Source organism: Candidatus Flexicrinis affinis (assembly GCA_016716525.1).
GTDB classification, from domain to species: Bacteria; Chloroflexota; Anaerolineae; order Aggregatilineales; family Phototrophicaceae; genus Flexicrinis; species Flexicrinis affinis.
Map to the genome: position 1 here is coordinate 1,306,589 of JADJWE010000001.1, position 25,569 is coordinate 1,332,157.

Sequence of the window (25,569 nt, forward strand, 5' to 3'; positions counted from 1 at the left end):
GAACACAAATGGATGCTGTGAGCGTGCTGCTCGTAATTGTCATCGGCCTGGTTGCTGGCGCTGTTGTCAATGCGTTGAGCGACGATCTGCCGAGGCGTATTCGCCCGCAGCTTCCACATTATCCGGACGGTGAGCCGAGGCCCGTGACCGCGTGGCTGGGTGTCACGGCGTTCCTAACCGGACAGCGTCGTTCGTCAGGGGGCTCGGCGCTGTCGTGGCGACATCCAGTCACGGAGATCGCGCTTGTGCTCCTCATGCTGCTGACTGTCTCGGCCGCGCGGCAGCGGGCGGACTATTCCGATCTTCAGCTCGTTTTCTGGCTCTTTCATGTGACAGCGCTAGTGTTAGTCACGGTCATCGACATCGAACACAAGCTGATCCTGTTTGCCGTGATTAACCCGTTCGTCGTCGTGGCGATTCTCGATGCGCTCCTTACGCAGAACAATGCTCCGCCAGCGATCGTCGAATCGCTGATCGGCGGACTCGTCGGCTACGGTGTCTTCTTCCTGCTGTATCAAGGCGGATTTCTGTTTACGCGCATCATGAGCAAACGGCGCGGCCGCGAAATCAAGGAGGTCGCGTTCGGCTATGGCGACGTGATGTTGGCTAGTGTTGTCGGCCTGTTGATCGGATGGCGGCTTTTCCTGTTCAGCATGTACATCACGATTATCCTCGGAGCGCTGGGAGCGCTGTTGTTCATCGTGTCGCGGCGGCTCTTGGGAACGCGCTACAGTGCGTTCACGGCGCTGCCGTACGGGCCGTACATCGTTGCCGGCGCTCTCGTCATGATATTGTTCCCGACGCAGGTCGGCGGGCTGCTACTGGGCGGCTTCTAGCTCTAGCTCGGGATGGCGCTCGATGATCCCAACGCCAAGAACTCGCGGTCCATCGTAGATCACCGCGCCCTGACCGGGCGTGATGTCGCGCACCGGAGCGTCAAACACGACGCTAAATCGATCCGTGCCAAGCGGTGTGACGATCGCTGATGCGGGGCGCGCCTTGTACCGAATTTTGACCTGAGCGCGAAACGGCTCGTTTGATGGAGGACGTCCGGCGATCCAACTCACGCGGCTGGCGGTTAGCGTGTCGTGCCCGAGCTGCTCGCGCGGGCCGATCACGACGGCGTTGCGATACGGATTGACTGCGATCACATACATGGGCTCTGATGCATACACATGCAGGCCCTTGCGCTGGCCGATGGTGTAGTTGGCGACGCCGCTGTGTTCGCCGACGATGGTGCCGTCACGTAGTACGATTGGCCCGGGCTGCATCAGTTCGGGCGCGTTTTCCTTCAGAAACCGGCGGTAGTCGCCATCGCCAAGGAAGCACAGATCCTGACTGTCGTTTTTGCTGGCCGTCGGTAGACCGAAGCGCGCGGCAAGCTCGCGGATTTGCGGCTTGGTGTAGTCGCCGCACGGGAACAGGACATGCGCGAGCTGCTCCTGCGACAGCACGCTCAGCACATAGCTCTGATCCTTCGCTTCATCCACGGCTTGTTCGAGAGCGTAGCCGTCCCCCGACTGCACGACCCGCGCGTAGTGGCCGGTGGCGAGGAAGTCGGCGTCGAGCGCCATGGCGTGCGAATACAGCCAGTCGAAACGGATGCTGCGATTGCACTCGATACACGGATTGGGCGTGACGCCGGCACGGTGCTGTTCGATGAAGAAATCGACAATCGACGCCTTGAACACGTCACGGGTGTCGAGAACGTAGAACGGGATGCGGAGTTGGTCAGCGATCCGGCGTGCGTCGTCCAGTTGGCCGGGAGTGCAGCAGCGATTGTGGGTAGAGCACGCTTCGTCCATAGACGGCTCGGCCCACAGACGCATCATCATTCCGACGACATCGTAACCCTGCTCGACCAGCAGCGCCGCTGCGACTGAACTGTCGACTCCGCCGCTCATGGCGACGACAACACGCTTGGGATTAGTACTCATATTCCTCAGTGCAATACAACTTGCGCGGCGCGATGCCGCGCGACCTTACGATACTCGGGCCGAGCGCAGGTGCGAGGGAAGACTGCGCAAGCGGCTCACGCTCTCTTTGACCGCGCCGACCGCGTACTCGACATCGTCGAGCGTGGTGTGGACGCCGACCGATAAACGCAGGCTCCCGATCGCCTCATCTTCACTAAGGCCCAACGCCAGCAGCACGGATGATGGCTCGGGACTGCCGGTTTTGCACGCGCTGCCGCCGCTGGCCGCGACGCCGCGCATGTCGAGGTGCATTAGAAGCTGCGAACTGTCGACGCCCGGAAACACGAAGCTCGCGTGCGAGGGCAGGCGATGTTCGTGTTCGCCCGTGAGGATGGAGTCAGGCACCTCGGCGAGTACACGATCGATGATCGCATCGCGACATCGGCGCAGGTGTTCGACACGATCGGCGTGTTCTTCATACGCGATGCGAAGCGCCTCAGCCATGCCGACGATGAAGGGCGTGTTGTGGGTGCCGGCGCGCAATCCGCGTTCGTGGCTTCCACCAGACTGCGCCGGCGAAAGCTCGACACCCTCACGGACATACAGCGCTCCGACGCCTTTGGGACCGTAGAACTTGTGCGCGCTCAAAGACATCATGTCTACACCAAGCACGTTGACGTCGAGCGAAAGCTGACCTGCGGCCTGCACGGCGTCGGTATGAAACACGACCCCGCGATCGCGCGCTGCCTCTGCAAGCTGCGGGATGGGAGCAATCGTACCGATCTCGTTATTGGCGTAGATGACGCTGGCGACTGTGGTTTCGGCAGTCAGTGTCGAAACAAAGTCCTCGACGTCCACTTGCCCTGTCCGGCTGACCGGGATCAGCTTCATGCCGAAGCCCTGCATCGCGGCAAGCTGCTTCACGGTCGCGGTAACCGCGCTGTGCTCGACGGGCGTCGTAACGAGGTGTGTTCCCTTGCCCTGAGCGCGCGCTGTCCATGCAGCACCGCGAATCGCGAGGTTGTCGCTCTCTGACCCGCCGCTGGTGAACACGATCTCCGACGACTTACAGCGGAGAACGCTGGAAACCTTCTCGCGGGCACGCTCGATCGCGGCCTCGGCCTTGCGGCCGTAGCTGTGCGACGATGACGAGTTGCCATACACCTCGCTGAAGTAAGGTGCCATCGCCTCTAGGACGCGCGGATCGACCGGTGTCGACGCCGAGTGATCAAGGTAGACGTCACGGCGTGCGGCCATTTTGTAACCCTCATTTCCCTCTGGCTGTTCGCATTGTACCCCTGAACCAATTCGAATGTCAGGATAGTTTGTCCAATAGCGTATGATGCGCCGGAGGTGTATAGTCCTGATCATTGCGTTTCGGTTTATTGAGGAGCGAGTGTATATGGTCGCAATTCAGCACATTCACGGCCGCGAGGTCCTGGATTCCCGCGGCAACCCCACGGTCGAGGTCGACGTTCGACTGACCGATGGTACGCTTGGCCGGGCGATCGTGCCGAGCGGCGCTAGCACCGGCGAGCACGAGGCGCTCGAACTTCGTGACGGTGATAGCAAGCGTTACGGCGGCAAAGGCGTCCTTAAGGCCGTTGAGTCGGTAAACTCTGTGCTCGCACAAGCACTCGCCGGCACAGACCCGTTCAATCAGGTCGCGGTTGACCAGGCGATGCTCGATTTGGACGGAACGCCGACCAAGAGCAAGCTGGGTGCGAACGCGATTCTCGGCGTCAGCATGGCCGTGGCGCGCGCTGCCGCAACCAGTGTTGGGCTGCCGCTCTACGCGTACTTGGGGGGCATTCATGCGCACGTGCTGCCGGTTCCGATGATGAACATCATGAACGGCGGGAAGCACGCGATTGGCAGCACCGACTTTCAGGAGTTCATGGTGATGCCGGTCGGCGCTGGCTCGTTCGCCGAGGCGCTCCAGATGGGCGTGGAGATCTATCAGGCGCTCAAGAAACTGCTGCACAAGAAAGGACACGGCACAACTGTCGGCGACGAAGGCGGCTTTGCGCCGAGCCTCGGCAGCAATCAGGCGGCACTCGACGTCATTATGGAAGCGATCGCATCGGCAGGGTACAGCGCAGGGGACCAGGTCTTCATTGCACTTGACCCGGCGACCTCGGAGATCTACAAGGATGGCAAGTATCACCTCGAGATTGAGGGCAAGTCGCTCTCGGGTGAAGAGATGGTCGAGTTCTGGGCCGATTGGGCATCCCGGTACCCGATTATCTCGCTGGAAGACGGCCTCGCAGAGAATGACTGGGCCAACTGGAGCCGGCTCGTCGCCGCTATCGGCAATCGGGTACAGATCGTCGGCGACGACCTGTTGGTCACGAACACCGAACGCGTCAAGCGCGCGATCAAGGAGAAGGCCGCCAATTCGCTGCTGTTCAAAGTCAACCAGATCGGTTCGCTGACCGAGGCCCTAGCGGCAGCGCAGATGAGCCAGCGGCACGGCTGGACGGTCGTGACTAGCCACCGCAGCGGCGAGACGGAAGACAGCACGATTTCCGACCTTGCCGTAGCGATGAACGCTGGACAGATCAAGACCGGCGCACCGGCCCGTACCGACCGCGTGGCAAAGTACAATCAACTGCTTCGCATTGAAGAGCAGTTGGGATCGGCCGCAACGTATGCCGGACGTGCCGCTTTTCCGAACTTGGGGATGGCGCTCGACTAGGGCGGCTTCTTGACCCCAGCCAGCGGCCGCTTTACAATCCGTCTGACGCCCCCGTAGCTCAGTGGATAGAGCAGTCGCCTTCTAAGCGAAAGGTCGTAGGTTCGATCCCTACCGGGGGTACAGTGGAAGAAACGAAGGCCGGGCAGCACGCCCGGCCTTGTTCATTTAAACCGATTTCATCGCTTTGACGATTGCCTTTACGCGCGGGTCGCGCTTGGCCGCCGGCACACGTATCTCGAGTTCGGCAAGCACCTCGACCGCCTCAGGTCGCCGCCCAAGTCGCACGAGCAGTTCCGCCGTGTCCGCGCCCAATTCGATGCTTTCCGGTACTTCTCGAAGGGCTTCGCGATAAAGCGCGACCGCCTTCTCGATGGCCGACTGATTGTGATTGGGGTCGGCGTCGTATCTGGCTTCAAACCGCTCTGCAAGGAACCGAACCGCCTCGAGGTAGCCAGCCTGAATATCCTGTCTGCGAGTGAGGATCCAGTGATCGTCGTGGCCCTTCAAGAATGGCCCGCGGTACAGGTCGAGGACGCGCTGATAGTCAACTTCCGGATGTTCGTTGGACAGGTCGCGTGCGCGGATCAGAGCTTGTGTCCACTCGAACGCATCGTAGTTGATGAGCAGGCTTGGCTTGATTCGATAGGTGCCGTTTTGGTGTTCCAGTACCTCGAAATCGAAGGCGCGATGCAGCCTGCGTTTGGTAACATGAAACACGTTGGTAGCCTGCGCATCGGACAAGTCCCCCCAAAACGCCCGGTGGAAGTCGTCGCGGGTGATGACACCGCGATCGACCGCGAAGAACAGCAGCAGGCGCGGCAGGTGGCCCTCCCAATCCGTAATCAATTCGTCGTTGAAGAACACGAAGCCGGGGCCGAGCGCGAAGATGTCGAGCCGTCCGGTCGGTGCCTCGGGGCTGTGCTGCACCGCTTGCGTCACGACGCGGTCGTCATCGAGGATGATGGCGCGCGTTTGAGCGATCAGCGATACCCATGGGAAGCGAGGCTGTGACCGGCCATTGAATACGGTGATGTAGCGGTCGGGGAACTTGACGATCAGCTCTTCGAGGAAGCGGATCGTGCTGTCGGTCGCTGCGGCGAAGTCGTAGTCGTCCAGGATCAGGACGATGCGGTCGCCCTCGACCTGCTCGAAGTCCTTGAGCAGTCCCTCGATCGCCGCTTTACGAAACGCGCCCATGTTCTTGCCGATCATGGCATTTGCGGCGCTCGCATGGATGCCAAAGCTGGATGTCTGTGCGCTCAGGCTATCAACAATCCGGTCGAATAGGGTGACTTCGTCGAACGTTTCGGAAGAGAATGGCACGTAAAGCGTCGTCAGATCCGAATCGTTAAGGAGCGCTGCAGTCAGCGCGGTGCGATACTTGCTGTCAGGCTGTAGAATAACGACGCGAGCGTGTTCAGAGTACTCGCGAAACTTGCCGATGATATCGTGTATCTTGGTCTCGATCACGGCTCACTTATCCCTACTAAAGCTTGCGAACTTACGAGGTCGATTATAGCGCGTCGCTCAGATTTTGTCACACTTCACGTTTCTGGATTGTAAGAGGCTGCATAAGTGACAAGTCAACCCGAAGGCAATACCGAGACGAAACCCGGCCGTCCGCTGGGGCTCTCACTTGCGATTATCCTGAGCGTGGGGCTGTATGTCGTCCTGCCGATGTTTCAGCTCATCGTACAAGTAGGGTTGCAGGAACGCATCAGCCAGATCGACTCACCCATTGTCGTCGACGGGCAGGAGCTGACAGCAGGCGCGTCCGGTGGTTCGTTTGTGCTCGTTGGCGAGTCGGAGTTGATCGTGCAGACGGTTGCCGCCGGCGTATTTCTGGTTCTGGCAATCTTCGCCTGGCGCGGGCGTCCGCGTGGAATCCGTACTGCATTCACGGCAGCGGTGCTTCTGTATGCAGGCGTAACCGCGTACGTGACTGCCCGCACGCTGTTGGCGCGCAGCGACATCTCCGCCGGCATCAGCTCCGCCGACGACCTCGTGCGTCAGCTGCTATGCGGCGTGCTGGTGACAACCGTGCTCATTCCGCTATATGTGGTGTGGTATATCAATCGTGCCCCGGCGCGAGCGTTCTACCGGGGCACGTATGCCGTCGAGGAGACAGCGCGCTAGTTCGCCGACTTGCCGCGCGATTCCATCTCGAGTCGAACCAGCTCGCGGCGAAGGGTCTTGCCAACGGCCGACTTTGGCAGCTCGTCGATAAACGAGATGCGGCGCGGCACTTCGTACGGGGCAAGGTGTTCGCCTGCAAACTGGATGAGGTCTGCCTCCGTAACCTCAGCGCCTTCGGCTTTGACAACCCACGCCTTGAGCGTCTCCTGCCCGGCCTTCTCAGGGTGCGGCACTGCCGCTACACCAACCTCTGCCACGGCGGGATGATTCTTGAGCACCTTTTCGATCGCATTCGGGTATACGTTGAACCCGCCGATGAGGGCCATATCCTTCTTGCGATCGACGATGTAGAAGTAACCGTCCTCATCCATGCGGGCAATATCGCCCGTATACAGCCACGTCTTGCCGTTGTGTTCGCGCAAGACCTTGACCGTCTCGTCCGGCATGTTGTGATATCCAAGCATGATCTGTGGGCCGGCCATCAGCAGTTCACCGACCTCGCCGACTGGCACGTCCGTCTCGCCGTCGTCAAGGCTGACGATGCGCATGTCGGTATCCGGCAGCGGCAGACCGATTGAACCGACGCGGTTCTCGCCTCGAAGCGGGTTGACGTGGGTCGCCGTTGGCGCTTCGCTCATGCCGAAACCTTCAAGCAGCGTGCCGCCGCTCAGGCGCTCGAACTCGACCTTGATCGAAGGCGGCAGCGGCGCCGACCCGCTCAGACATGCGCGTACAGAGCGCAGGCTGAGTTCGCCAGACTGCACCTTCGGATGGGTGTTGATGGCGTTGTACAACGCGGGGACGCCGTGGAACAGCGTAGGCTTGAACTTGTGGATACAGTCCACCACCTCGTTGATCTCGCGCGCATTTGGGACCAGCACAATGGTCGATCCCAGCTTGGCGGCCATCGCCAATACGGCGACCATGCCGAACACGTGGAAGAACGGGATCGCGCCGAGGAATGTCTCCTGTTCGCCGGGTACGCCGTCGACCGCCAGAAACGATTCCTGCTGAAGCATGTTGGCGACAAGATTCGCGTGGGTAGCGACTGCTGCTTTGGAAACCCCGGTCGTGCCGCCGGTGTACTGGAACAACGCGATGTCGGCAGGCTTGACAGTAACGCTCGGCTTTTTCCCTGCATACGCCGTGAGCAAGTCCTGCAGCCAAACGTCTCCGCTCGGCAGCGATTCGATAAAGTGTCCGTCTTTCTTCTCGCGTGCGATCTGGAACAGGACTCTCGCGAGGGGCGGAAGGTATTCTTTGACGTTGGTGACGATGACAGTCTTGATATGCGTCTTTGGCTGAGCACGTTTGACGACTTTGTAGAACATGCTCATCGTAATGATGATCTCGGCGCCACAGTCTTTGAGCTGATACTCGAGTCGATCGGCGGGGTAGGTCGGGTTTGCGGCCGCTACCGCGCCGCCGGCCTTGAGCACGGCAAAGAATGCGATGACGAACGCCGCGATGTTGGGCATCATGAGGGCAACACGATCGCCCTTCTTTAGCCCAAGGTCAACAAGCGCACACGCCAATGCATCCGACTGGCGGTCGAGTTCGCCGTAGCTCAGGTTCGACGCGACGCGACCGATCAAGGGTAGGTGCGCGCTCGTGATCAATGCGGGGTGATTGGGGAGGCGTTTCGCCGTTTCCTGCACGAAGTGATGCAGCGGGACGTCAGGGTAATTCAGCGTGTGCGGCGTTTTCTCGTGGTAGAGCTTGAGCCACGGTCGGTCAGCGTAGGTAGTCATACGTGTTATGAACTCCGTTTCTCTTGTGTTGATGGCGCAGAAGCCCCACCTGAATTTGGCACTGAGTATAGGCCAATTGACCGCCTTCGTAAACGACTCCCAAGCTACTTCGGCGCAGTGCCGGCAGATGCCCAGTCGCGCCAACGCGGCGGAATGAGCGCGACGGTGCCGTCACGCTTCACGCAAATGTGGCGTGTTTCTCCGGTCGCGTGCACGTCGCCGGTGTCTGCATTGGTCACCTGATAGACAAAACGCATGCCCCGGCTTTGTACCTCAGAGATCCAGCACCGCACGCGGATCTGCTGGCCGTAGACTGCTGGGCGCGCATAACGCACATGCGCCTCAGTCACGGCGAGATTGAACCCGTCCTCTTCGAAGCGGGCATAGTTCTCGCCACGCTGGCGCATGTACTCGCTGCGCGCCTCCTCGAAATAGACGAGGTACTGGCTGTGGTGGACAATCCGCATGGCATCCGTCTCGGCGTATCTGACCCACAGGACGGACTCGGCGACGAAGCGGTCGGTTGGCAGCATTGGCAACCCCTGAGAGTAGTCGAAGCATCTGGGAAATTGTACCGCGTTGCGGCGGCGGACGGCTGGTGTCGGGGTATACTTCAGGCCTCGACTCGATGTCGACATCAACGTTCGGCCGGTGTGAGGTAATGGCAATGCGCAGGCTCAGTTTGACGGTTGCAGTGGTTCTCGCGGCAGTGTTCGTGTCCGCTAGTGTATATGCTCAAGGCGACGATCCCCTCGCCTTTTATGATGGTATCGAGACATCGCGGGCGGACGACGGGGGCTTCGTACTCGGAAGCCTTGACGCCCCTATTGCAGTCGTCGTGTTCGCCGATTTCATGTGCCCGCATTGCCAGACGTATGTCGAGACTACGCACGAATTCATCGACGCGTTTGTCCGCACAGGCCAAGCACGGCTTGAGTATCGGCTGTACCCCATCGTTCACCCGACGTACTCGGCGCTTACGGCGCAGTTGGCAGAGTGTGCCGAGGTACAGCGCGACGGCGCGTTCTGGCCTGCGCATGACGTTCTGTACAGCCTCGCGGGTGAAGGTCAGATCGGCCCTAACACCTCGGAAGCGCTTGCAGAGGCTCTCGACTTGGATGTCGCGAAACTGGATACATGCGCCGCCGACGCCTCGCAGTACATCACCGACCTCGATCTTGGCACGGCTCTTGGCGTCAGCGGGACGCCTGCAACTGCGGTGCGACTTGAAGATGGCACGTTGGGTTGGGCGTACCTGCGCGACCAAATCTTCAACCGCGGCGGTCTGCCCATCAGCCTCTTGACCGAAATCGTTGAGGCGGAGGACGTATCGTCGGTGGTGATTGTCCCGTCGCCGCTCTTGGCAAGCCTCGTGACGGACTCGGGGTGCGCAAACCCGTGCTGGCAGGGGATTACGCCGGGGCAAACGCTGTTGATCGACGCGCTTGACATCATCCGCGATGATCGCCAGCATGTGGAGATTACCGAGACATCGACCGGCGACGCGGACGCACTGACGTGGCGCCGATTCGACAGCCGACTCAACGAGCCAAACTACATCATCGCGAATGCCGCCGGTGAGGTCGACATTATCTCGCTGATCGATGTATCAGATTACGGACTCGGCGATGTGGTCGACAATCTCGGCGACCCGTCGTTGGCGCTCGGATTCAGCACGGATGACGGCAGCGCGGTTCTGTATATCATCTACCCGGATATCGCGACGATCGTCATCGTCTTGACCGCTCCGGACGACGGTTTGAGCGAGGAAAGCCTTGTAGTTGGCGCGCAGTACTTCTCTGACGATGCGATGGCGCTGTTGCTTGAGGATGCGGGCGCGGCCGAATGGACGGGTTACGACGGCCTCGACGACTACATCCGTTAGTCAGGCTTGTGGCGTTGGGCGAGCTCAGCCTCGATATCGGCAAGGCTTACGCCCAGCTCCGACCACAGTACGAGTAGGTGGTAGAGGAGGTCGGCACTCTCGGAGACTTGGCGAGGCTTGTCCTGCGCAAGCGCCGCGATGACGACCTCCACCGCCTCTTCTCCGACCTTCTGGGCCATCTTCGGCAGCCCGGCGTCGATGAGCGTGTTGGTGTAGCTGCCCGCCTTCGGGTGGCTGCGCCTATCAGCGATTAGGGTTTCGAGCCGATTCAAGATACTAGTCACGGGTGCTTTCCTTACGGAGTACACGGTGGAAACATGAGATTTCACCGGTGTGGCAGGCTGGCCCTGCGGGTTCGACCTCGATCAGCAGCGCGTCCGCGTCGCAATCCACCAATATACGAACGACGCGCTGGGTGTTGCCACTCGTTTCGCCTTTGTGCCACAACGCCTGCCGAGACCGACTCCAAAACACGGTCTCGCCAAGCTCCAGCGTCATCTGGAGCGACTGCCGGTTCATGTAGGCCACGGTCAGCACCTGCATGGTAGCAGCATCTTGTACGATCGCCGCGACCAACCCGTTCGAGTCCCACTTAATCTGGTCAACGCTGACTGCGTCCACGCTATGTGTTCTCCCAGCCGGTCATGCGCACAGATACCCCACGTTCATCCAGATAACGCTTCAGGTCGCCGACGCGCAGTTCGTTGAAGTGAAACAGACTTGCGGCCAGCGCCGCGTCGGCGCCGCCCACCGTCAATGCGTCTGCGAAGTGTTCGGCGCTGCCCGCCCCGCCTGATGCGATCACGGGGATCGTTACGGCTTCAGCGACAGCCGCGGTAAGTTCGAGAGCGTAACCCGCTTTTGTACCGTCTCGATCCATACTTGTCAGCAGTATTTCGCCTGCCCCGCGCGATTCGCACTCTCTCGCCCACTCGACCGCCCGCAGCGGCGTAGGGATGCGCCCACCGTTGATGTGTACGATCCACTCGCCGTCGATTCGCTTGGGATCGATGGCAACGACGATACACTGGCTCCCGAATGCCCACGCTCCAGCGTCAATCAAGTCGGGCGTGCGAACCGCCGCGCTGTTGATCGAAACCTTATCTGCTCCGGAGAGCAGCGTATCGCGGATGTCGTCGATTGTACGAATGCCTCCGCCGACACAGAATGGGATGAACAACGTGTCGGCGACACTGCGGACCATTTCGAGCGTCGTGGCGCGTCCTTCGTGCGACGCCGTGATGTCGAGGAAGACGAGTTCATCGGCGCCTTCACGGTCGTAAAACGCGGCCTGTTCGACCGGATCGCCGGCATCGACAAGGTTGACGAAGTTCACGCCTTTTACGACCCGCCCGTTGTGAACGTCGAGGCAAGGGATGATGCGCTTTGCCAACATGACTAAGCTGATCCTTCTCGTATCGCGTCTTCCAGACGAATTGCGCCCGTGTACAGCGCCATTCCGATGATGGCGCCGGCAACCATGCCGCTGCCAGCAAGCCGGCGAATGTCGTCGAGCGAACTCACACCGCCCGACGCTATAACGTTCAGCCCGGTATCACGCGCCAGTGCAACGGTTGCGTCCACATTCACACCGGTGAGCATGCCATCGCGCGAGACATCGGTGAATAGCGCGTGCCTGACACCGACAGCGGCGACAGCGCGCCCCAGCTCTGCCGGGGTCGTCTCGGACTGCTCGGTCCATCCATGCGTGGTCACTTTGCCGTCTCGTGAGTCAAGCCCGATACACACGCGATCTGCCCCAAAGGCGTTGACCGCCTCGCGCACCAGCTCGGGGTTGCGCACGGCCACCGTCCCGAGGACGACGCGCGCCGCACCGCACTCAAGCGCAGTAGTCACGTCGTCAAGCGAGCGAAGCCCGCCGCCAAATTGCACAGGAAGACCGACCGCGGCGATCACCTCTAGCACGTGCAGATTGTCGTTGGCGCGTGCGAATGCCCCATCGAGATTGACGACGTGCAGCCATTTTGCCCCACGGCCAGCGAAGTCCTGTGCGACGCGTACCGGATCGGTGCTGAATACGGTCGTGTTCGCGTCGACACCTTCCTTGAGCCGCACGACTTGACCGGACTTGAGATCGAGCGCCGGGTAGATAATCACGCGATCGACTCCTGCGCGAGCTTCAGGAAATTCGAAAGCACCGTGAGGCCGGTGATCTGGCTCTTTTCCGGGTGGAACTGCACGCCAAAGATGTGGTCGCGCTGGACGGCGACACAGAACGGCCCACCGTAGTCGACGGTCGCTGTGATGTCGGTCGCGCGCTCAGGTATGCAGTAGTAACTGTGAACGAAGTAGGCATAAGGCGCATCTGGCAGGTCGCGAAAGATCGGGGAATCGCGCACGACATCGACCTGATTCCATCCCATGTGGGGAACTTTGAGCCCCAGTGTCGGCGAGAAACGCGTGACGCGTCCTGCCAACAGGCCGAGGCCGTTGTGCCTGCCCATTTCATCGGAGTAGTCGAACAGGAACTGCATCCCCAGACAGATACCCAGATATGGCACACCGCGCCGAACTGCGTCGATGACAGCGGAAGCTAGTCCGGTCTCGTTCAGGATGTGCATGCCTGCGCCAAACGCACCGACACCGGGCAAGATGATCGAGGTAGCCCGTTCGAGGGCCTCAGGGTCGCGCACGATCTCGACGTCATGCGCATCGAGGTGGCGCAGGGCATGCATCACACTGCGCAGATTGCCTGCACCGTAATCGACCACTGCCAGCATGGACACCTCGCTTTCCTCTTTCAGGAAACGAAACGCCCGCGTCGAACTGCGCGGGCGATACCTTGATTGACACGGTAAAGCTGGACTCAGTTCAACGCGGAGCCTTTTTGATGCAACCGTGGTGATGCGTCCAGTACGTAAGCATGCGCGAAGTATATCGGCGCACCCGGTGCTTGTCAACGCGGCCGGCGGCGGTTAGCATCGGGTGCGTGCGCAGCGGTCAGCGGCTGTTTGGCCCGCAGCGCAGCCATAACGACCCATATCTGAAGGCGATCGGCAGATGGAACACTTCATCATTGAGGGTGGGGTACCGCTTCGGGGATCAGTTCGCCCGGGTGGGAACAAGAACGCGATACTCAAGATGCTGCCGGCATGCATGCTTACCGACGAGGCGGTGACCATCCGCAACGTCCCCGACATTCTCGATGTCCGGGTGACGCTGGAGATCATGCACCGGCTTGGCGTCGACGTGGAATGGCTGGACGCGACAACGTTACGCGTTCGAGCCGCCGACATCAAGTCGGACACGCTCGACCCGTCGTTGGCGCAGCGAATCCGCACCAGCTTCGTCTTTGCCGGTCCCATGCTGGCGCGTACAGGGGCGATCACGGTCCCGATGCCCGGTGGTGACGTGATCGGTGAACGGAGGCTTGATACGCACGTCTCGGCACTGCGCAAGCTCGGCGCCAGTGTGCACTACGAGCGCGGAATGTTTGCCATGTCTGCCGAGAAGCTGACCGGAGCGGCGATCCTGTTGAGCGAAGCGAGCGTGACGGCAACCGAAAACGCCATTCTGGCCGCTGTAATGGCCAGCGGCACCAGCGAGATCAGCAATGCGGCGAGCGAACCGCACGTTCAGAATCTTTGTCACATGCTGGTGGCGATGGGGGCGCAGATCGAGGGGATCGGCTCAAACCGCCTCACCATCCACGGTGTGGAACGACTGCATGGCTGCGATGTGCGAGTCGGCGCTGACTATATGGAGGTTGGTAGCTGGATCGGTGCGAGCGTTCTTACCGGTGGCTCGATCCGAATCGTGGACGCCGATCCGGGCGTCTTGTCGATGGTTGAGCTGGTGTTTGGCCGTCTGGGCGTCCAATGGACGGTGGACGGCGAAGACATCGTCGTGCCGGAGTCGCAGAACCTCACGATTACGCCCGACCTCGGTGGCCGTATCCCGATTATCAAGGCACAGCCATGGCCGGCATTTCCCGCCGACCTAATGAGCATCGCGCTCGTGATCGCCACGCAGAGCCGCGGCGCGGTGATGTTCCACGACTGGATGTTCGAAAGCCGCTTGTTCTTCACCGACAAACTGGTACAAATGGGCGCGCGCATCACGCTGTGCGATCCGCACCGTGTCCTCGTCCAAGGCCCGACTGCGCTAACGGCGGTTCCGATGGTTACAAGCCCCGATATTCGCGCGGGCATGGCCATCCTGCTGGCGGCGCTCGCGGCCCCGGGTACGACGCGTATCGCCAACGTTAGGCAGATCGACCGGGGCTACGAGCGTGTCGAGCAGAAACTGCGCGACCTCGGTGCGCGGATCGAGCGCGTGAACGAAGGCCCGCAAGACACGCGCGAAATGCCAGTCTTTTCGTTTGAGCACTAGGCTTGTCGGTGGTTAGCCGAGACCGTTGCGGCTCCCAACAGCCGATCCGTTGGTCCCCTCGGTGTCAGGCTCGACGTCGAAGCGCTTGAGCAAATCCTGCGTACGCTCGCTGTAGAGCGCCACGCGTTCGCGCTCGAGCTGCCAAAGGCGCTGAACACTCGTGTTGAGCGGTCCCAATTCGGCTTGAATGGCCTGCACCGTCTTGAGGAAGTCGGCGAAGTCCTCGTCGTGACGGCGCCATACCTCGTCGTTAGAGAGCGTGTACTGCTTCCAGCGCTTCTGATCGTCGGTGCGATAGTCGTTCCACTCCTGCCGGAAGCGGTCTTCGCTGAGGCGCTGCATTTCCGCAACCTCGTTGATCCTGCGCTCGAGCCGTTCGCCGATACGGTGGAAATCGTCAATGATCTGGCGCATCGAACGGTACGCCTCGGACCACGTCTCGAAGCGCGCGATATTCTGTTCCATCGCCCGGTCGTGTTCCTCGAAGCGCTTGACCAACGCGGCAACTTCTTGATCGCGCTCCTGAAGCATGAGCGTCTGCTGGTCAATGAACTGCTGAATCTGCTCGCGCCGTTCGCGATCGGTGTTTGCGATTTCCTGAATACGCCGTTCGTTGCGCAGCGACAGGTCTTCGATCAGTGCGATCTTCGGGCGGACCGCGTCCAAACCCTTGCGCAGCTCGAGCAGCTGCGCCTCGAGTTCGGAAATGCGGCGCGCGTCCTGCCGGCGCTGCTCCTCGAGATAGGCGATACGGCGGTCAGGGTCTTCGAGGCGCTTGCCGAGATCCTCGAGCCGGAGCTGCATGTCGGCAAGCTGCCCGGCAAACCGGTCACGCTCGTGCTGGAAGGCAGGGATTTCGCCGGTCTGGCGGGCGATCCGATCCGACTTGTCATCCAGTTCGCGGACGATACGCAGGATCTGTTCACGATTGAGTTCGGCAAGGCGCTGTGACTCACGTTCCGCGTTCAGTCGTTTGGTTTCGACGGACTCGATCATCTGGCGCATGTCGCGCCGCATCTGGTCGAGCGCTTCGTTGGTCGCTGTCGTGGGGACGTAGTCGGAGCGAATCACCGACTGGTCTGATTCAAGGCTGTTGAGGCGCCGGGTCAAGTTCGCGACAGCCTCATTTTGCTGGCCGAGCCGTTCTTCCAACGTTGCGATGGTTGTGCGGTCGCGCCGTCGCTCTTCGTCGAGCCATTCAATGAGACGCAAGGCCTGCTGGATGTCCATTGATTGCATCCCGTTCAACGTGCACAACTGCCAGATTATACCACACGGCCCCGGCCGCCTTTATTGTATGCAATCGGCGCTAGAATGGAGTAGGGCAATCACAGAACGGCAGGGCTGCCATGATCTCGACCCGCACCGATTTGGAACGATATGAGCTTGATCGGCTCGCGCCGTACGCGTTCGCCAGCGCAAACAGCCGCGGCAGGCTGTCTCCTGAAGAGGAACCGCGGTACCGAACGGTGTTCCAGAGAGACCGCGACCGGATCGTTCACAGCGCCGCGTTCAGGCGACTGGAATACAAGACGCAGGTGTTCGTCAACGACGCCGGTGACTACTATCGAACACGCTTGACACATACGTTGGAAGTCGCGCAGATCGGCCGCACGGTGGCGCGTGCGCTGGGCGCCAACGAAGACCTTGTCGAGGCGATCTGCCTTGCGCACGACCTAGGACATCCGCCCTTCGGTCACGCCGGGGAGGAGTCACTCGACCGCCTGATGCACGATCACGGCGGTTTCAACCACAACGCGCAGAGTTTTCGTGTAGTCACGGTCCTTGAAGAGCGTTACGAGCGGTGGCGTGGACTGAACCTGACCCGTGAGACGCTGGAGGGCATCGCCAAGCACGAGGCATCACTAGATCTCAGCGGATTGATGGGGCTGGACCCGACGACGCGGGGGACGCTGGAAGCACAGATCGCCAACATCGTTGACGAACTCGCGTACGGCGCGCACGATCTCGACGACGGGCTGTTATCGGGGCTGATCCGCGCCGAACAGCTTGAAGACCTCGGTATCTGGCGTGTACTCCGCGATCGAGTCCAAATCGGCTCGGAGCCGATGACGGACGTCCGCCGGCACTACGTGATCCGGGAGCAAATCGGTCTATTGGTCGATGACCTGCTTGAAACCACGGCTGAGCGACTAAGATCGCTCAAACCGCAGTCGCCGACCGATGTCCAGAATCTTCCCGAGAACATCGTGCAGTTCAGCGAACCAATGCGCGATTACAGCAAAGAACTCAAGCGGTTTCTGTATGCCAATATGTATCACAGCCCAAGCGTGATCACGGTCGCACGGCGATCCGACCGCATCATCCAAGGTCTGTTTAGCAGCTACGTTGCCGAGCCGCGACAGCTGCCGAGGGCGTGGCAAGCGCGAATTGGCGCGGACAGCGTGCATCGAGTCGTCACTGACTACATTGCATGCCTCACCGATCGAAGCGCAGCGCTGGAGTATCGTAGGATGTACGACGCGTTGACGCACCCGTAAAGTGCTATACAATTCGGACAGGTTAGGCCAACAGGCACACTCAATGTCAACAGAGACCGTACTGAACGACCGTTACGTCCTGATCTCCCAGCAGGGATCGGGCGGGATGGCCGTGATCTATCGCGCGACCGATCGTCTGTTGGGCCGTACGGTCGCGATCAAGATTCTTCGCCCGAGCATGACTTCTAACCCGGAGTTCATCGAGAAGTTCCAGCTTGAGGCGCGCAACATCGCCCGGCTATCGCACCCGAACATCGTGACTGTTCACGATGTCGGGCGTTCGATTGGGCCGAAAGGCGAGATGCATTATATGGTCATGGAGTTCATTGAAGGCTCCGACCTCAAGCACATCATTCGCGAGGCGAATCAGGCCAATGGCGACAACGGGTTGACCATCGAGCAGGCGCTTCACTTCGGCATAAGCGTATGTGCCGGCATCGGCTTCGCGCATCGAGCCGAGATTGTCCACGCCGATGTCAAACCGCAGAACGTGTTGATCACGAACAATCATCAACTCGTGAAGGTGACAGATTTCGGCATTGCGCGTGCGCTGAGCGAAACCCAGCCCGGAACGCGCGAAGACGTCGTGTGGGGAAGCCCGCACTACTTCTCGCCGGAACAAGCGACTGGCGAGCGGCCGACGCCCGCGTCGGACGTGTATTCCATCGGCATCGTCATGTTCGAGATGCTGACTGGCAAGCTGCCATTCACCGGTACCAACCAGCGTGATTTGGCGCGCGCGCACGTGAAGGAAGAGCCGCCGCTCGTCTCCGATTTGGCGACGGGTATTCCCGATAACCTCGTTCGCATTGTTCGTAGGGCGATGGACAAGTCGCCGGCAGCACGCTACCGTGACGCCGACGAATTGATGAAGGTGCTGCTGACATTGCGCGACAGTCTGCGCGGTATCGGCACGGGGCAATCGCGCCCGATGGCCCCGCCGCCGAACGCGCCTCAGCCACAGCCTCAACAGCCTGCTGCGCGGCCCGTTCCGATCCGGCCCGGAACTGGCCCGATGGCGCCGATCCCGGCGCCGAGGCAGGATTCGCGCGTTAACCCGGCATATCCGGTGCCACCGCACCAGACGGGTGCCGTGACGCCTCCGCCTCCGACGGTTCGCCCGCAGATGCCGCCGGGCCAGGGCGCACCGATGACGCAGCGATTTAACGCGGCGCCGGAAGCTCCCGGACAGATGTCCAATCTGTCGTCGGTTCGGCCGCAGACCCATCGGATGTCACAGCCGGCGTCGTCACTGACTCCGCCGCCGCAGCCACCGGTGGATCCGACATTCTACAACTCGCGCGCGATGCGGCCCATTGCGCCTGCAGAGCCCCCGCGCCCGTTGTTCGACCCAGTCACGATTGCCCTCGCGGTTCTTGCACTGGTGGCTGTCGCGTGTCTGATTCCGCTGTACCTCGCGGTGCTGCAGGCTCGCGGCTAACGATAGTTGCGCAGTGCGTTGAAGGCCGCGCGGGGCGACCCGCTTGGGCCGAGCAGGCTGAAGTAGCACTCCTCAGGCCGGAACACCGCAAACTGGCAGCCATTGAAGTTGAACAGGAACATTGGCCCGACGTAGCCCAGTTCATCGGCGAGCGCAAACGCCCGAGGCACATAGTTGGCCTGTTCGATCAGGCTGTTGTAGGTGACGTATACGAACTGCTCTCCGGGCGAGTCAGTGTCCTCGCTCGTCCCCCATCCAAACTTGGTCACCCACAGCGGGCGCTCGTCACCGTTGGCGTTCATGATGGCGCGATAGTCTTCGAGCGTGTTTTTGAAGAAGAAGCTGCGATTCTCGTAGTGGCTTTCGACACCGACCGGTCGCTGGCAGCAGTCGGCATCCGGCGGATTGCCGAAGCCGAGCGCATGAACGGCGATAGCGTCGGATATCTCCTTTAGCCCGAGATCGTACAGCGACTGCAGGTACAGGCGATCGTTGAGAGCATTCACGCCGTCGTTGAAGCCGGTTGGCGCGAGGCCGGCAGACACGATGTACGCACTTGGGTCGACGGCCTTGACCGACTGCCACGCCACGGTGAGCAGTTCGAAGTAGCTCGCCGGGTCGATCCGGTGCACGTCGCTCGACCACTCACGCCGCAAATTCGGCTCGGACCAGATTTGGTACGCCCCAACGCGCCCGGCGAAGTGCTCCGCCATCACGCTCATAAATGATCCGAACATTGCGAAGTCGTCTGGTGGGCCGCCTTCAGCTGTCGATGTTCGTGCCCACTGAGGCGATCCGCTTACGGTCAACAGGATGCGTACTCGCCGGCGCGAAAGCGCATCCACCACCTGATCGAGTACGACGAAGTTATACACGCCCGGCGACGGTTCGACCTGCGCCCAGCCCACGTCAATCTTCACCCAGTCGAGCGGCAGTTCGGTTACGCGATCGATGACGACCGTTGGGGGCTGATCTTGGACGAAGATCGAAATACCCAGCCCAAGCTCGGCGTACGGAAGCGCAGGCACGCTGCCGTCGTCGGCGCCAGCCGCAGCCGAACTGTCGCGCACTATGAGCCGCTGCCCGACGAGGATGACGTCCGGATTGACGATGTTGTTCAGCCTGATCAGCTCCGTAACCGTTGTGCCGTTGCGCCGAGCAACCGAAGCTAACGTATCGCCGGGCAGCACGAAATCCGTGACCGGCGCGGACGTAGCCACCGGGCCTGTGGGGCGAATAGTTGGCCGTGGGGTGGGGGTGGATGACGATGATGTGCCGTCCGGGATCACAAGCCGCTGGCCGACGCGGATGCGATTCGGATCCGTAATACCGTTGACTCGAATCAGGTCGTTGGACGACACTGCAAAGCGTCGCGCGATACTGAACAGCGTGTCTCCGGGTTGAACGATGTACGTCTGTCCTTCGGGGGTCGCCGTGGGCGTAGTCGACTGTGCGTGGAGGGAAGCGGAGGGGCCGACCAGTACAGCGAGGAGCAGGCCAAACCCGACCAGAATCATGTACCGCCTCAGCATGCCATGTCCCCCGCTTTGGTTCGCGTTCGCGCCACGTCTTCCCGTATTATAGCCACAGCAGCTTGTACCAGCACATTAGACCCGTGCACGCGCTGGATATTGCAGTCTATACTTCGCTTTCAATTACCCGTGGGGCAGAGTATGCAGACCGCCGGAAAACTGCTTCTAGGATTCTCGTTGATCGCCGCTATTGCCGGTGGATTGTACCTTGCGTCCGAGGTGTCGCGGACACAATCGTTCGACGCCATGTTCCCGCTCGCCTTTGTGCTATTTGGGGTCGTCACCGCTGCGACGGCGGGTGGAATATACCTGTTTGCGCGCGGCGAACAGCGCGACGCGGCGCATGTCTCGGAGACGTCGCTACAGCGTAAGCTCGTGGATGCACTAGGGTTGGCCGAAAACGCAACATTCGCCAAGCTGGCGGAGGAACTGCACGTTCCGGTTGGTGAGGTCGGCGCGCAGATTCGCGAGTTAACTGCTATCGATGTCCTGCCGGCGGCGATCAACTGGGAGACGGGTATCGTCTACCCCAAGCCGGGGGGATATCTGCAGGAGACGGCGGCTTGCCTACATTGCGGACAGCCGCTGCCCGACGGGGAGATACCGCATGTGTGCCCGGTGTGCCGTACCGAACACTACGACGTATAACGTGCGCAAGAACCTAATCTGCGGTATGCTGTAACGTATGACTTGATGCCTTTGGTAAGGGGAATTCGCATGCCATCGGAACTGTACGAGAAGATTGTGTCACAGCGTGGCGGGTTAGAGAAACTGATTGCCCGTATCCCGGGCTTCAAGGGATATCAGGAGAAACAGGCGCGGCGTACGGCGGATCGACTCTTGCGCGATCACATTTCCGAACAGCTCGATCAACGTTTGGACCGCCTCATCCGGATCGAGAAACGTGTCCTCGATGGGGGCGGGCTAATGATGATGAGCGCAACACGCAGCGCAAAGACCAAACTGCAGACCTACCGCGATCGGGTCAAAACGGCTGCCCCGAAGTACGACGGCATGTGGGCGCAGATCAAGATCGGCACCGAAGAGTTGGACAAGATCTACGCGTTCGACGAGGCACAGCTCTCGTACCTAGACTCGATTGACGCGGCCCTCGACATTCTAGAGAAGTCGATTGGTTCCAACGAAGACATGCGGGCGGCGCTCGATGGGCTTACCGCTGCGGTCGAAGAAGCCAACGACGCGTTCCAACTGCGTGACGACGTAATTCTGGGCTTTGAGACTGAGTAGGCACAAGGAGCTGCTGAACCATGCCGCGAATTATCGATGTTGTCGATCATACCAACGTCGCTGACGAGGAGCTTGTATTTCGCGTTCCTCAGCAAGGCAGCGGCGACCTGCGCTTTGGGTCGCAGCTGATTGTCGGCGAAAGCCAGGCGGCGATCTTTGTGCGCGCCGGGCAGGCTCTGGACGCGTTTGGCCCCGGGCGTCACGTTCTTAGCGTTGCGAACCTGCCGATCCTTTCCGGTTTGATCGGGCTGGCGACCAGCGGGCGCACGCCGTTCACCGCGGACGTCTACTTCGTCAACCTTAAGGATATGCCGCAGGTCGGCTGGGGTACCTCGAAGCCGATTTATATTGAGGTCAAGACCGGTCTTGGCATCATGCTGCTGCGCACGCACGGCGTGATGGAGATTCGCGTAAACGAGCCGATGCGTTTCCTCAAGCAGTACGGCATCGGCAAAGCGATCACCACGATGCGCGATATCAAGGATCGCCTGCAGACGATTCTTCTGGGCGAGATCAATTCGATACTGCTCAAGTCGGGCGTAGAATCGCTGATCGACGCTAACCGCGTGCTGGAGGAGATCGAAGGCGCGGCGCTGGTCAATCTGAACGAGAAGTTCGATCAGGTCGGCATCGAGATCAAGGCGTTTGAGGCGAACCCGTTCGACACCGTCAACGTGCCGGTCGAAGATCTACGCGACCTTGTGCCGCTCGAGGTATGGCTGAACGTGCTCGAACGCAGCAAGCGGCTGGACATCGGCATGGAGGCGGCGCGCAACCCGGGCGTCGGCGGCGCGCTTGCTGGCGCAGGCGTAGGTCTCGGCGTCGGACAGGGGCTGGCAGGTTCGCTCAACCCGCAGGCTGGCAACAGCGAACTTTCCGCGCTGCAGCAGCAGATGGCCCAGCAGCAGATGATGATGCAGCAGATGATGATGCAGATGATGCAGAATCAGCAGGGTGGCAAACCGGCCGAAGCTGCGCCGGAACCCGAAGCTACGAATCCCACAACGCGTGAGGAAATCCAGGCGTTGATCGACCAGTTGGAAGCACGCCTTGCATCCGGCGAGATCAGCGAAGCAGTGTTCACTCGCTTGGTCGCCAAGTGGGAAGAACGCCTCAAGCAGCTGTAAGGTCGTCGCTGACGAATGGAATACGACTGCCCGGCCCCGTGGTCGGGCAGTCTTCTTTGTGCAGATTGGAGCATTATGCGTGGCGAATGGGTCGCGATCGACCTCGAGACAACCGGCCTAGACACGGCAAAGGACAAGATCATCGAGGTCGCCGCCGTTCTCTTTCGGGACGGCGTTGAGGTCGACGCATTCGAGTCGTTGGTCAACCCCCGGCAGGCGATTCCTCAAATCGTCGCAGATCTGACAGGTATATCGAACGATACGATCGCCGGCGCGCCTGAGATCGAAGCCGTGCTGCCGGATGTGATCCGGTTCGTAGGGCGACGTCCGGTCGTCGCGCATATGGCGTCGTTCGACATATCCATACTACGCGGGCAGCACAACATCTTGCCGGAGAACCTCGTGATCGACACGCTCGACTTGGCGTCGATCCTAATGCCGCGAACCGCGCGGGTCAATTTGCGCAGCCTCGCGCTCGAATTGGGCCTCGAGCTGCACAACGCGCACCGGGCGCTGGCGGACGCGCGGGCGAGCGGCCTGCTCTATGGCCGTTTGTGGGAGCTTCTTGTCACCCTGCCGCGCGACCTGATTGAGGAGCTGGCGTCGGCGGCGCGGCAAATGCGCTGGCCGTCGACCGCGGTCTTCGAGGCGGCCATCGGCGAAACGAGGGCCACGGTTCCGTTTCGGACGCACCTGAACGACCTGAGTGCCGAACAGCACGTGAGCGGCCCGGTGTCGGCCAAGCCTGTATCGGTTGACACGCTGTTTGTCGCTGGTGGCGCTGTATCGCGGGCGTTCACCGAGTTTGAGACTCGACCTCAGCAGCAGGAAATGGCCGATGCGATTGCGTCGACGGTCGAAGACGGTGGCGTGCTGTTGGTCGAGGCGGCGACCGGAGTCGGCAAGTCGCTGGCATACCTGTTTCCAGCGGCAATGTGGGCACGCCAAAGCGGACGCCCCGTGGTCGTATCGACCCATACGATCAGCCTTCAGGAGCAATTGATGCGATCGGACGTCCCCCGCCTTCAAGCCGTGCTTGGAAGCGACGTCCGCGCCACCGTCCTCAAAGGACGTTCCAATTACCTGTGCCTCGCGAATTTCGAGCGTTTTCGCGACCGGGGGCCGCGCGACCGCGACGAACTCATTATGCTCGGCCGTGTGCTTGTGTGGCTGAACGATGCGGGGAGCGGCGATCGCGGTGAACTGCCCTTGCGCGGCCCGCAAGACAACGCATTGTGGCGCAGGCTGAGTGCGGACGACGGATTCGGGTGCAATCCCGCCTCGTGTGCGGTCACGCGGCTTGGCGTGTGCCCGCTGGCAAGCGCGTATCGGCGGGCCACGGTCGCCGACATCATCATCGTCAATCACGCGCTGCTGGCGACCTCCGCGCTCGACTCGTACATCGATTACGACACGGTGGTCATCGACGAAGCGCACAATCTCGAAGGTGCGGTGACCAACGGGGCGTCACGCTGGCTTGACGAGAACATGGCCCTCGAGCCGGTCAAACAGCTTGGCAGCTACCGCCGCGGCGACCTCGCGGCCGTGTATCAGCGGCTCAAGGCGCTCGGGATTGACGACGACACCGTGATGCGGGTCGAGCGGTTCGTCGAGCTGGTTGCGGGGTCGCTGGCTGGCTTTCAAGCAGCGCTCAGAATGGTCTTTCAGCGGCTGGTCGAACTCAGGGAACACCTGATCGACCGTGCCGGACAGGACCAGTTTCTTGGTGTTCGTGTGCTTCCTGCCGTATTGCGCGAGCCGGAGTTTGCGACAGCGTTGGCGGCCGGGCGCGATCTAAATGAATTCGCGGATGGGATCGGGCCGGAGCTTGAGAAGTTCAACCGACGCATCCATTCAATCGCGCAAGAAACGAATGACTCGCAGCTCCGCGACCTCGTGAACTCGCTGCAGTCGCAGCGGATCGCGCTGAGCGAAGCCGCGGATCTACTGGGCGGCCTGCTGTCAGACACACACGACAACTGGGTGTACTGGTTAAGCGGCGGAGACGGCCAGTATCCGATCGCGGTCAATCGCGCACCGATCGACATTGGCACAGCCCTTGAAGCGACGTTGTGGCGGCGGCGAAGCGTTGTGCTGACTAGCGCGACGCTGCGCACGGGGCGCGACTCGGAATCGTTCGACCATGTCAAGGCGAGGCTTCAGGTTCCCCCTGCGCGTGAACTTGCGCTTGGGTCGCCGTTTGACTACCGCAAGAGTGCGCTTGTCTACATCCCGACAGATGCGCCACCGCCGAGCAATCGCGAAGGACACCAGCGATCCATCGACACCGCGCTCATTCAGCTTGCGGTGGCGCTCAACGGGCGCGTGATGGCGCTCTTCACCAGCCACGCCCAGGTTCGGCAGACAACTCGGAACGTCTCGGCCCGGCTGGGTATGGTGGGGATACAGGTGTTCTCGCAAAGCGAAGGCGGCAGCCGCCAGACTCTCATCGAGCAGTTCCAGCGCGCGGACAAGGCGGTGCTGCTTGGAACGCGATCGCTGTGGGAGGGCGTGGACATCGCAGGCGAGCAGTTGAGCGCGCTTCTGATCGCCAAGCTGCCATTTCCCGTCCCGAACGAGCCGATCGTGGCGGCCCGCTCCGAGCAGTACGCCGACCCGTTCAACGACTATTCCGTGCCTGAGGCGGTCCTGCTGTTTCGACAGGGCTTTGGCCGGCTCATCCGCTCGGCGCAGGACCGCGGGATTGTCGCGGTTCTGGACAGTCGGATTCTCACGGCCCGTTACGGCCGTGCGTTTCTTGATTCACTGCCCGATGCGCAGGTCGTCAGAGGACCGCTTGACCAGCTTGGTGCAGAGGCGCAGCGTTGGCTCCCGGACGTCGGCAAGGCGTCGAATTAGGTGCTATTCCGCAGATTGCGATTCGCGCCATTTTCGGGTAAAATACAGAACAAATGTCAGACAATCTTGGGCCAAACCGAGGCCAGTTCGTCACCTGCCCGACGCATCATGCTGCGGGCCGG

At 61.0% G+C, this 25,569-nt stretch carries 21 protein-coding genes, 1 tRNA gene and 1 pseudogene; 12 read left to right on the forward strand and 11 right to left on the reverse strand.

The genetic code is table 11. The features are described from left to right. Nucleotides 1-8: 8 nt before the first annotated feature. Nucleotides 9-836, forward strand: a complete 828-nt coding sequence (locus tag IPM16_05545; GenBank protein MBK9122574.1) for a prepilin peptidase — start codon at nt 9-11, stop codon at nt 834-836. Here IPM16_05545 and mnmA read toward each other — a convergent pair. Continuing rightward, entirely contained in the window at nt 819-1,937 is a 1,119-nt protein-coding gene (gene mnmA, locus IPM16_05550) for a tRNA 2-thiouridine(34) synthase MnmA (protein MBK9122575.1), read from the reverse strand. The two genes, IPM16_05545 and mnmA, sit on opposite strands and share 18 nt — an antisense overlap. Nucleotides 1,938-1,982: 45 nt before the next feature. Beyond that, nucleotides 1,983-3,173, reverse strand: a complete 1,191-nt coding sequence (locus tag IPM16_05555; protein ID MBK9122576.1) for a cysteine desulfurase — start codon at nt 3,171-3,173, stop codon at nt 1,983-1,985. Nucleotides 3,174-3,318: 145 nt separating this feature from the next. Between IPM16_05555 and eno the strand changes: the two genes are divergently transcribed. After that, on the forward strand, nt 3,319-4,614 hold the full coding sequence (gene eno, locus IPM16_05560) for a phosphopyruvate hydratase (GenBank protein ID MBK9122577.1): 1,296 nt from the start codon (nt 3,319-3,321) through the stop codon (nt 4,612-4,614). Nucleotides 4,615-4,661: 47 nt separating this feature from the next. Continuing rightward, nucleotides 4,662-4,734, forward strand: a tRNA-Arg gene (locus IPM16_05565). Nucleotides 4,735-4,779: 45 nt separating this feature from the next. Here the strand turns inward: IPM16_05565 and IPM16_05570 are convergent. Beyond that, nucleotides 4,780-6,084 (reverse strand): hypothetical protein, encoded by a 1,305-nt coding sequence (locus IPM16_05570; protein MBK9122578.1) that lies wholly within the window; start codon nt 6,082-6,084, stop codon nt 4,780-4,782. 105 nt (nt 6,085-6,189) lie between these two features. On the opposite strand from IPM16_05570, the gene IPM16_05575 reads away from it, so the two are divergent. Beyond that, entirely contained in the window at nt 6,190-6,750 is a 561-nt protein-coding gene (locus IPM16_05575; GenBank protein MBK9122579.1) for a hypothetical protein, read from the forward strand. Here the strand turns inward: IPM16_05575 and IPM16_05580 are convergent. Both IPM16_05580 and IPM16_05585 read right to left on the reverse strand, forming a co-directional pair. Further along, nucleotides 6,747-8,501 carry a long-chain fatty acid--CoA ligase gene (locus tag IPM16_05580; GenBank protein ID MBK9122580.1) on the reverse strand — a complete coding sequence of 585 codons (1,755 nt, stop codon included), beginning with the start codon at nt 8,499-8,501 and terminating at the stop codon, nt 6,747-6,749. The two genes, IPM16_05575 and IPM16_05580, sit on opposite strands and share 4 nt — an antisense overlap. 104 nt (nt 8,502-8,605) lie before the next feature. After that, complete coding sequence (locus IPM16_05585; protein MBK9122581.1) at nt 8,606-9,034, reverse strand: acyl-CoA thioesterase; 429 nt, start codon at nt 9,032-9,034, stop codon at nt 8,606-8,608. A gap of 134 nt (nt 9,035-9,168) precedes the next feature. Between IPM16_05585 and IPM16_05590 the strand changes: the two genes are divergently transcribed. Further along, nucleotides 9,169-10,386 carry a thioredoxin domain-containing protein gene (locus IPM16_05590; GenBank protein ID MBK9122582.1) on the forward strand — a complete coding sequence of 406 codons (1,218 nt, stop codon included), beginning with the start codon at nt 9,169-9,171 and terminating at the stop codon, nt 10,384-10,386. On the opposite strand, the pseudogene IPM16_05595 reads toward IPM16_05590, so the two are convergent. The 4 genes and pseudogenes from IPM16_05595 to hisH form a co-directional block, all read right to left on the reverse strand. Continuing rightward, nucleotides 10,383-10,929 (reverse strand): annotated as a pseudogene (locus IPM16_05595) (bifunctional phosphoribosyl-AMP cyclohydrolase/phosphoribosyl-ATP diphosphatase HisIE). The gene IPM16_05590 and the pseudogene IPM16_05595 overlap by 4 nt on opposite strands. Before the next feature lie 79 nt (nt 10,930-11,008). Then, nucleotides 11,009-11,782 carry an imidazole glycerol phosphate synthase subunit HisF gene (gene hisF / locus IPM16_05600; GenBank protein ID MBK9122583.1) on the reverse strand — a complete coding sequence of 258 codons (774 nt, stop codon included), beginning with the start codon at nt 11,780-11,782 and terminating at the stop codon, nt 11,009-11,011. 2 nt (nt 11,783-11,784) lie between these two features. Then, nucleotides 11,785-12,504 carry a 1-(5-phosphoribosyl)-5-[(5-phosphoribosylamino)methylideneamino]imidazole-4-carboxamide isomerase gene (gene hisA, locus IPM16_05605; GenBank protein MBK9122584.1) on the reverse strand — a complete coding sequence of 240 codons (720 nt, stop codon included), beginning with the start codon at nt 12,502-12,504 and terminating at the stop codon, nt 11,785-11,787. Next, nucleotides 12,501-13,127 carry an imidazole glycerol phosphate synthase subunit HisH gene (hisH, locus tag IPM16_05610; protein ID MBK9122585.1) on the reverse strand — a complete coding sequence of 209 codons (627 nt, stop codon included), beginning with the start codon at nt 13,125-13,127 and terminating at the stop codon, nt 12,501-12,503. Before hisH ends, hisA begins: the two co-directional genes overlap by 4 nt. Before the next feature lie 280 nt (nt 13,128-13,407). On the opposite strand from hisH, the gene murA reads away from it, so the two are divergent. After that, on the forward strand, nt 13,408-14,739 hold the full coding sequence (murA, locus tag IPM16_05615; GenBank protein MBK9122586.1) for a UDP-N-acetylglucosamine 1-carboxyvinyltransferase: 1,332 nt from the start codon (nt 13,408-13,410) through the stop codon (nt 14,737-14,739). Between the two features lie 12 nt (nt 14,740-14,751). Here murA and IPM16_05620 read toward each other — a convergent pair whose 3' ends face one another. After that, nucleotides 14,752-15,969: a hypothetical protein gene (locus IPM16_05620; protein MBK9122587.1), complete on the reverse strand. Its 1,218-nt coding sequence runs from the start codon at nt 15,967-15,969 to the stop codon at nt 14,752-14,754. A 119-nt stretch (nt 15,970-16,088) separates the two neighbouring features. On the opposite strand from IPM16_05620, the gene IPM16_05625 reads away from it, so the two are divergent. Next, nucleotides 16,089-17,240, forward strand: coding sequence for a deoxyguanosinetriphosphate triphosphohydrolase (locus tag IPM16_05625; GenBank protein MBK9122588.1), 1,152 nt, complete (start codon nt 16,089-16,091; stop codon nt 17,238-17,240). A 43-nt stretch (nt 17,241-17,283) separates the two neighbouring features. Beyond that, nucleotides 17,284-18,681 carry a protein kinase gene (locus tag IPM16_05630; GenBank protein MBK9122589.1) on the forward strand — a complete coding sequence of 466 codons (1,398 nt, stop codon included), beginning with the start codon at nt 17,284-17,286 and terminating at the stop codon, nt 18,679-18,681. On the opposite strand, the gene IPM16_05635 is transcribed toward IPM16_05630, so the two are convergent. Then, nucleotides 18,678-20,213, reverse strand: coding sequence for a LysM peptidoglycan-binding domain-containing protein (locus tag IPM16_05635; GenBank protein ID MBK9122590.1), 1,536 nt, complete (start codon nt 20,211-20,213; stop codon nt 18,678-18,680). The two genes, IPM16_05630 and IPM16_05635, sit on opposite strands and share 4 nt — an antisense overlap. A gap of 141 nt (nt 20,214-20,354) precedes the next feature. Between IPM16_05635 and IPM16_05640 the strand changes: the two genes are divergently transcribed. From IPM16_05640 to IPM16_05655, 4 genes are all read left to right on the forward strand, one after another. Beyond that, a complete protein-coding gene (locus IPM16_05640; GenBank protein MBK9122591.1) occupies nt 20,355-20,861 on the forward strand; it encodes a zinc ribbon domain-containing protein in 507 nt (168 codons plus the stop codon). Nucleotides 20,862-20,930: 69 nt separating this feature from the next. Beyond that, nucleotides 20,931-21,461, forward strand: coding sequence for a hypothetical protein (locus IPM16_05645; protein ID MBK9122592.1), 531 nt, complete (start codon nt 20,931-20,933; stop codon nt 21,459-21,461). A gap of 20 nt (nt 21,462-21,481) precedes the next feature. Next, nucleotides 21,482-22,588 carry an SPFH domain-containing protein gene (locus IPM16_05650; protein ID MBK9122593.1) on the forward strand — a complete coding sequence of 369 codons (1,107 nt, stop codon included), beginning with the start codon at nt 21,482-21,484 and terminating at the stop codon, nt 22,586-22,588. A 75-nt stretch (nt 22,589-22,663) separates the two neighbouring features. Continuing rightward, nucleotides 22,664-25,447 carry a 3'-5' exoribonuclease gene (locus tag IPM16_05655; protein ID MBK9122594.1) on the forward strand — a complete coding sequence of 928 codons (2,784 nt, stop codon included), beginning with the start codon at nt 22,664-22,666 and terminating at the stop codon, nt 25,445-25,447. Nucleotides 25,448-25,569 lie beyond the last annotated feature (122 nt).

Bases quoted from the DNA above. Each gene is read 5' to 3' on its own strand.
- IPM16_05545 (MBK9122574.1), top strand. From the start codon at position 9: ATGGATGCTGTGAGCGTGCTGCTCGTAATTGTCATCGGCCTGGTTGCT.
- mnmA (MBK9122575.1), bottom strand. From the start codon at position 1,937: ATGAGTACTAATCCCAAGCGTGTTGTCGTCGCCATGAGCGGCGGAGTC.
- IPM16_05555 (MBK9122576.1), bottom strand. From the start codon at position 3,173: ATGGCCGCACGCCGTGACGTCTACCTTGATCACTCGGCGTCGACACCG.
- eno (MBK9122577.1), top strand. From the start codon at position 3,319: ATGGTCGCAATTCAGCACATTCACGGCCGCGAGGTCCTGGATTCCCGC.
- IPM16_05580 (MBK9122580.1), bottom strand. From the start codon at position 8,501: ATGACTACCTACGCTGACCGACCGTGGCTCAAGCTCTACCACGAGAAA.
- IPM16_05585 (MBK9122581.1), bottom strand. From the start codon at position 9,034: ATGCTGCCAACCGACCGCTTCGTCGCCGAGTCCGTCCTGTGGGTCAGA.
- IPM16_05590 (MBK9122582.1), top strand. From the start codon at position 9,169: ATGCGCAGGCTCAGTTTGACGGTTGCAGTGGTTCTCGCGGCAGTGTTC.
- hisF (MBK9122583.1), bottom strand. From the start codon at position 11,782: ATGTTGGCAAAGCGCATCATCCCTTGCCTCGACGTTCACAACGGGCGG.
- hisH (MBK9122585.1), bottom strand. From the start codon at position 13,127: ATGCTGGCAGTGGTCGATTACGGTGCAGGCAATCTGCGCAGTGTGATG.
- murA (MBK9122586.1), top strand. From the start codon at position 13,408: ATGGAACACTTCATCATTGAGGGTGGGGTACCGCTTCGGGGATCAGTT.
- IPM16_05620 (MBK9122587.1), bottom strand. From the start codon at position 15,969: ATGGACATCCAGCAGGCCTTGCGTCTCATTGAATGGCTCGACGAAGAG.
- IPM16_05625 (MBK9122588.1), top strand. From the start codon at position 16,089: ATGATCTCGACCCGCACCGATTTGGAACGATATGAGCTTGATCGGCTC.
- IPM16_05630 (MBK9122589.1), top strand. From the start codon at position 17,284: ATGTCAACAGAGACCGTACTGAACGACCGTTACGTCCTGATCTCCCAG.
- IPM16_05635 (MBK9122590.1), bottom strand. From the start codon at position 20,213: ATGCTGAGGCGGTACATGATTCTGGTCGGGTTTGGCCTGCTCCTCGCT.
- IPM16_05640 (MBK9122591.1), top strand. From the start codon at position 20,355: ATGCAGACCGCCGGAAAACTGCTTCTAGGATTCTCGTTGATCGCCGCT.
- IPM16_05645 (MBK9122592.1), top strand. From the start codon at position 20,931: ATGCCATCGGAACTGTACGAGAAGATTGTGTCACAGCGTGGCGGGTTA.
- IPM16_05650 (MBK9122593.1), top strand. From the start codon at position 21,482: ATGCCGCGAATTATCGATGTTGTCGATCATACCAACGTCGCTGACGAG.
- IPM16_05655 (MBK9122594.1), top strand. From the start codon at position 22,664: ATGCGTGGCGAATGGGTCGCGATCGACCTCGAGACAACCGGCCTAGAC.